General features: G+C 47.7%; 6 protein-coding genes. 2 read left to right on the top strand and 4 right to left on the bottom strand.

The window, feature by feature from the left end; translation table 11 throughout:
* Positions 1 to 194 (top strand): hypothetical protein (locus tag ACFSW8_RS17760; RefSeq protein ID WP_377178923.1); only part of this gene is annotated, 194 nt, incomplete at its 5' end.
* Here ACFSW8_RS17760 and ACFSW8_RS17755 read toward each other — a convergent pair.
* Genes ACFSW8_RS17755 through ACFSW8_RS17740 form a run of 4 tightly spaced genes read right to left on the bottom strand, consistent with a single transcriptional unit; the run spans position 187 to position 5004 of the window.
* Positions 187 to 1314, bottom strand: coding sequence for an LOG family protein (locus tag ACFSW8_RS17755; protein WP_377089895.1), 1128 nt, complete (start codon positions 1312 to 1314; stop codon positions 187 to 189). The two genes, ACFSW8_RS17760 and ACFSW8_RS17755, sit on opposite strands and share 8 nt — an antisense overlap.
* A 43-nt stretch (positions 1315 to 1357) precedes the next feature.
* Entirely contained in the window at positions 1358 to 1765 is a 408-nt protein-coding gene (locus ACFSW8_RS17750) for an OsmC family protein (protein WP_377089894.1), read from the bottom strand.
* 13 nt (positions 1766 to 1778) lie between these two features.
* The gene (locus tag ACFSW8_RS17745; RefSeq protein WP_377089893.1) at positions 1779 to 4355 is read right to left on the bottom strand and encodes an SUMF1/EgtB/PvdO family nonheme iron enzyme; all 2577 of its coding nucleotides are present in this window, start codon (positions 4353 to 4355) and stop codon (positions 1779 to 1781) included.
* Positions 4345 to 5004 (bottom strand): sigma-70 family RNA polymerase sigma factor, encoded by a 660-nt coding sequence (locus tag ACFSW8_RS17740; RefSeq protein ID WP_377091532.1) that lies wholly within the window; start codon positions 5002 to 5004, stop codon positions 4345 to 4347. Before ACFSW8_RS17740 ends, ACFSW8_RS17745 begins: the two co-directional genes overlap by 11 nt.
* Before the next feature lie 290 nt (positions 5005 to 5294).
* Between ACFSW8_RS17740 and ACFSW8_RS17735 the strand changes: the two genes are divergently transcribed.
* Positions 5295 to 6278, top strand: a complete 984-nt coding sequence (locus ACFSW8_RS17735) for an N-acetylmuramoyl-L-alanine amidase family protein (RefSeq protein ID WP_377178921.1) — start codon at positions 5295 to 5297, stop codon at positions 6276 to 6278.
* Positions 6279 to 6287: the final 9 nt, after the last annotated feature.

The following is a 6287-nucleotide window of genomic DNA, read 5'->3' as shown; positions in this document are numbered from 1 at the left end:
GGGGCGCAATCTACATATTTCCCGATCCCGCGCAAGCTCTTTTCGATACTTTTTTACGCTTTTCTTCCACACCACCACACAAGCCATTGATAGATCAACAAAACAAAAATCACAGCGACCTCAATTCCGACAAAGAAAATACCGCTACAGCGACTTTTCAACAGCGTGCTTTAACCCTCTCAACACCTATTTGACGTATTTTACCGGCGGATGAGCTTCAATAAATTTCACAGCGGAATCAATTTCATCAGTACAATAGATATATTCCGAGTACTGTCGCCCGTCTGCTAGTTGCGATAGACAGGGAAACAACAGAGTGTCCTCCATGTATCTCTTCTCACCTAAAAACACCATGGGACTAATATCATCAAAGGTCCCATAATGGTTTTGAGTCGCATCCATGAAAATCTCTTGTGTCGTCCCCGCACTTCCTGGTGCAAAAACGACCCCGTATGTTGCAATAGCTAACAAGCCATCTTCTCTAATACTGTTAGAAAAGTATTTTGCAATGTGTCTACTAAACAAATTACTCGGCTCATGCCCGTAGAACCACGTAGGCACAGCAAGGCTCGTCCCCCCTTCAGGGTGCAAGTCTAAGACTTTCTGCGCTGCTTCCATATAGCCCGGAGATTCAAAATGCGGAGCAGCTTTGAGAACCTCAATGACTCTTTCGACCTCTTGATCTGATGCATCAACCAGCCATGCCCCTAGGTTTGCAGCCTCCATGGTTCCGGGACCACCACCTGTAGCTACGAAATACCCTTGTTGAGCTAGTAAGCGAGCCAACTGAACGACTTTCTTAAAATAGGGATCATCGCGTGATGTCCCATGCCCGCCCATTATACCAACAACTTTCTTTTGTCCTCCCTCTTCTATCCTCCCACCGAGAAGATCACGCACCCCATCATCAATAGCGTGATCATGCAACCTCTGTGCCAATGACTCTAGAATGTCAGCCTTACTCTTCCCCTTCTTAACAAAATGATCGTAAATAATTTTATCCACACTGCGATCTTCTTGCGCTGACCACCCCTCCATTAATTCAGCTCTAGCATAGAGTCTATTACGATAGGGATTATAGGGAAGCTCTGGAAACTGAGGAAACACCACAGCCCCCTTCTCAACCAAAAAATCAGCTGTCACTTCTTTAGGGAAGTGACAGCCCAAAAATACTGCTCCCTGAAAATCTAAACGCTGCCAATTGATATCGGCATCGGTAAAATCCAAGCCCTGCACAACAGCGCAATGCAGTTGTCCCTTCTGACGTAAAAATGCCTCTAAGCTATCTAATTCGCGGACTATTGCACACTTCATTATAGCAACCTAACACGTATCGATATTTACGCCAGTGTGCAATTTACTGCCATACCCAGTCGATGGGAATTTCGATACTTGAGTGAAGGCTTTGGTGCACAGGGCAAGTTAATGCTGCGTTAATAAATAAATCTTTCAGTGGTGAGTCTGCTGGAAGCGGCATTTCTATGCGCACTGGTAATTTCGCAATCCTACGAGGAGCATCTTCACTCATCACCTTCTGCACTTTCAAGGTCAAGCCCTCTAGTGAAATTTGGCGTCTATCGGCCACAATCCCCATAATGGTGAGCATGCAACTTCCAAGAGCTGTCGCCACCAAGTCAGTGGGCGAAAATGTTTCCCCTTTACCATTGTTATCCACCGGAGCATCAGTCTCTAGGACATTACCTGACGGCCCATGAATTGACTTGCAACGCAGTTGCCCGACATAGCTTGTTGTTATTTCAACCATAGTATTAATCTGATCACTGAGATTCATCTACGAGCACCACTCGAAACCCGAACTGGTTACCCTTGGTGGTTTTTGACATCAGAAAGCGTGACCAAACACGCAAATGCTCTTTAGTAAAACTAGCCCAACTCCCCCCTCGAACCACAGCGAGTTCAGAGCCGTCATTTTTATAATCAGTCGCAACCCACTCGTAAACATTCCCACATAGGTCATAGAGCCCTTGCTCATTGGCCGCAAAACTCCCAACAGGTGCCGTCTTCTCGAAGCCATCATTGTATCCATCAACTGTCCGACTCTGCGAAACTCCAACAGCACGGGCAGCAGCTTCATCTGCAATATTAGCGACAGGCGAATCGGGTGGAAATGAGTCCCCCCAAAAGAAATAATTCTCAAGAGCCGGGTCATTTTGAGCCTGGCGGTCCCTCTCGGATGGAGTTTGATTCGGGTCTTCCTCAAAACCAGCAAGCGCACTCCACTCTAGATCTGAAGGAACCTTGTAGCGATGCGATTCACTGATGGTCGCAGAAGCTCGCTCCTTCTCAGTGAGCCATGCACAAAAAGCCTCCGCATCTGCTCGATTCACTCCCACAACTGGGTGATTACCCTCCTGCCTAAACCCTGGCTTCCTTGGTTTCCGGTGTTTCGTCTCCTTACAAAATTGCGCATAATCTGAAACCCGAGTCTCGTAAACTGAAGCCATCAAGCCTTCATGGATAGGCACCATCGGCATCCCTAGACTATTCTTCCAATTTCCACCAAATACTAAGCCATTGTTTCGCTTAAGCACAGCATTGAGAATAAAAGATTCATTATCTGCTAGGTCCACGACATGATGGTATTTCTGATATCCATCAGCTCGGAGCTCAATGTCGAATTTTTGTGGGCGAAGGTTCTCTAACTTAAATGGGGTGTACCCAACAAAATCATCATTTACGTAGATTCGTGCAGGTGCAGGATCTGACATAAAGTTTATGGATGCATAGGCGATATCCTTCACCAAAATGCGTGTCGGCAAAATCCCCTTGTTGCGATCTTCGGCAGAAAAACCAGTAGCTGCTAGGTCAGGATCTTGTTTGAAGCTCATCATCTGGGTGTACTTCAGCAATCCCTCCCTGCGGGCTTTCATCTCTAACCAAGCAACGTATTCCTGAGCTTGCTCTTCCGTAATTAATGCTATCTCAATACTCTCACCACTCTCGCTGAATGGTACGAACTTTGCAGGCGATTCAACTTTCGTCGCTGTGAGATAGGAATTATAATTTGATGAACGGATGAAGCCGGACAAATGAAATCCATCATGCGGTAAATAGGCATTTCCAAATGGCCCATACCACACACTATTTTCCACAGGTGGTCGAAAGACCGCTAGGGATTCATTAATGACAAAAATATCTTTATCTGGAACCGTGTAGGACTTTTCTACAGTCTTGTATCCATCAAGTTCGAAGCGATACGTGACTGTTTCACCAGGTTCAAAATCTCGAAAATCTGTGGGCGTCACCTGATCTAACTCCACACCATTTTCATAAATCGAGGCAAATGGCGGACTTGTTATAACCTTGATAGAGCACAAAGGGTGCACCGGCAACTGGATCACAGGTTCAGTTACGGGAGGTGCTGGTCTCTCAACTATGACAGGGGGAGCCGGCGCCACTTTCCATGGCTGCCACTTAGTGAGTGCATAACCCCCACCGCTCATCAATAACACTAACAAGCCGAGCTTCACCAGTGCGGAACTGCGCCGCCGGCGCAACCTCTTTCCTTGCTGCACACGCTGCACCGCAGTCACCAACTGTGCTGCCGATATGATCGTGCGTTTTGAGAGCTTTGGCTCACAGATATCACAAAGAATCTGGTTCATTTCTAACCACATCTTGCGCTTATCCCCTGTAGGCAATTCGTCAGGTAATTCAGGAAATTGTAGACGGTCTTTACCCGTCATCATTTCATATAGAACTTTACCTAGGCTATATAGATCCGCTTGAGCAGAGCCTGGACCCTCTGGAGGGACAAATCCCTCGGTACCAACGAAAGTGCGTTGATCACGCGGAGCCACCAATCCGATATCAGCCAATTTAGGCTTTCCACCCACGAAAATCACATTGGACGGTTTGACATCGCGATGCGCCAACCCGCGTTCATGAAGGTAGGCTAGAGCGTCGGCTAGCTTAACAGCCACATCTAAACAAAAATCCAAATCAAGAGGAGAGCCGTCAGCGGTGACCAAGTCTGAGCGCAAAGTACGCGCCTCGTACTCCACTGCATTGATCTCCACACCCGTGTGGAAATCATCCCCCAACTCCATAACATAGTAGTAGAATGGCTCCTGCCCCTCTTTACTTCTCCCTACGTGTAGAATATTGACTAAGCCTGGGTGGTCTCGCGACAAGGGCTCATATTGCAAAATCCCTTCAAACTCTCTTTCAAAACCTCTCTCATCCTCAAAATCCTCCCGCCACACCACTTTTACAGCACGCCATGCACCAGTCACCCCTCGGGCTAGCCACACCTCACCATAGGCACCTCCACCAATCTTGCGGAGTACCTCATGGTCAGGAATGTGAACATCCAGCCGGGGGTTAGTCGTCATCTTGATCTAGTTTGGCCAATTCCTTTTTGAGGACGGACCCCACTCTGTGTTTTGCCAAATAAACTTGCGCCATGCTAACACCAAGATGCTCTTGCACCTTTGATGCCTCCCATTGCTTCACCACATAGTAATCAAAAATCTGGTATTGCTTTGGCGACACCTGAGATTTGACTCGCGCGAGCGCGGCGTCCGCCAAATTCTTTTTCCATTCTACTTCCCACAGACGGTCTAAAACATCCCCTTTGGGATCCTCCACACGATCAATGATGGCGGTCTTACGATCATCATCGCCCGCACCTCCAGACATCGCTGTGTCTTTCTTACGTTTGCGAAATTGATCATTGATCCGCCAACGCGTCATATTCATCAGCCAAGTCTTAAAAGACCCTTGCTCCGGATCATAAAGCTTCTTCTTTGACTGCTTCGCAATCGATAAAATGGTCTCTTGTACACAGTCGAATGCCTCCTCAGAACGCAAACCACTCTTAATTGCCACAGAATAAATAAGCCGCCAATAGGTTTGGTAAAACTCGTCCCAAGTACGTTGGTCTTCCCAATTGTCCAACCTCGCAATGAGGCTTTTGCGCGTCTTCGCGAAGTTCTGCTTCAGCATGTCTTCACGCTCTTTATCCTGTTCCTTTTCTTCCATCTGCATTGATCTTTAGCATATCGGATTCGCTCTGTCTGCTACAGTTCTCAAGAAAACGAAGGATCTCCTATGATGCTATCAACAAAGGTGAACTAAATTCATCCCTCTCAGATACCAGATCCACCCTCCAACTAGCTATAACACAGCTCACCCCCCCAAAAAACTCGATCCTCTCCAAACCCCGATACAAAAAGCCTCAAATACAATAGCTAACTTTGAGTTTGCCATCTCTGAAATATCTCCCTAGCTTAACAACACCTAAGCTCCTAGCCCTGATACGATTGTCATTTATGACCAAGCACATTCGCCTCTATATCATCGCTATACTCTCCTTATTGCTAGCCAATCCGGTTCAAGCACAGTGGGAGACTGTAAACGTGCGCGATAAACAATATGTGACGGCCAGAAGCCTCAAAACGTTCTACTCATTTAATACTCTGACGCGTTCAGGCAAAGCTGCCATCTTAGAGAACGCTGCTGTAAAGATGCGCATCGCGGCCAACAGCCAAGAGTGCATCATGAATAGAGTAAAATTCATCTTGAGCTACCCCGTCGTCGAACATTCCGGCCGCCTTCTGGTTTCTAGAATAGATCTCGCAAAGCTTATCGACCCGGTGCTACGCCCGAATTATATCCGTAGTGCAGGAAACTTCCGAACAGTCATTCTCGACCCCGGTCACGGTGGGAAAGACGCTGGAGCTGTCAATCAATACGGAACCGAAGCGAAATACAACCTCATCGTTGCGCGCCTCGTCAGAGATCTCCTCCAACGCCAGGGCTATAATGTCATTATGACACGTGACAGTGACCGTTACCTCTCACTCCAGCAACGTGTAGCTTTTGCAAATAAGTACCCCAATGCCATCTTCATCTCCATCCACTTCAATGCTGGAGGGAGACGACAAGCACGAGGGATTGAAACCTTCACACTCTCCCCAGTGGGTGTCGCCCACTACGGACGCTCAGTTAAGGCTTCCGATCATAAAGTCCGTAATGGAAACTACCAAGACTCAGCAAATATTGCCCTCGCAACCGCCATCCACGGACGCACCCTCCAACGTACTCGCTCTGCCAACATTCCCGACAGGGGCATCAAACGCGCCAGATACAGCGTTCTTACAAGTGTCAAGCACCCCGCAATCCTCATCGAAGGCGGCTTTATGAGCCACCCCACAGAAGCGCGCATTATTCATTCTGCAAGCTACCAACACAGTGTCGCACTCGGAATTGCTGAAGGCATTATGCGCTACCGATCTGCTTTAGCGAGCCGCTGACCCCCTCCC

It is taken from the genome of Rubritalea tangerina (assembly GCF_042683245.1).
In the GTDB taxonomy this organism is placed as follows: domain Bacteria; phylum Verrucomicrobiota; class Verrucomicrobiia; order Verrucomicrobiales; family Akkermansiaceae; genus Rubritalea; species Rubritalea tangerina.
Note: the sequence above shows the minus strand (reverse complement) of the source record. Positions and strands in the feature narration are given on the sequence as shown.

Coding starts and splice junctions, on each gene's coding strand:
- ACFSW8_RS17755 (WP_377089895.1), bottom strand. CDS start 1,314: ATGAAGTGTGCAATAGTCCGCGAATTAGATAGCTTAGAGGCATTTTTA.
- ACFSW8_RS17740 (WP_377091532.1), bottom strand. CDS start 5,004: ATGGAAGAAAAGGAACAGGATAAAGAGCGTGAAGACATGCTGAAGCAG.
- ACFSW8_RS17735 (WP_377178921.1), top strand. CDS start 5,295: ATGACCAAGCACATTCGCCTCTATATCATCGCTATACTCTCCTTATTG.
- ACFSW8_RS17750 (WP_377089894.1), bottom strand. CDS start 1,765: ATGGTTGAAATAACAACAAGCTATGTCGGGCAACTGCGTTGCAAGTCA.
- ACFSW8_RS17745 (WP_377089893.1), bottom strand. CDS start 4,355: ATGACGACTAACCCCCGGCTGGATGTTCACATTCCTGACCATGAGGTA.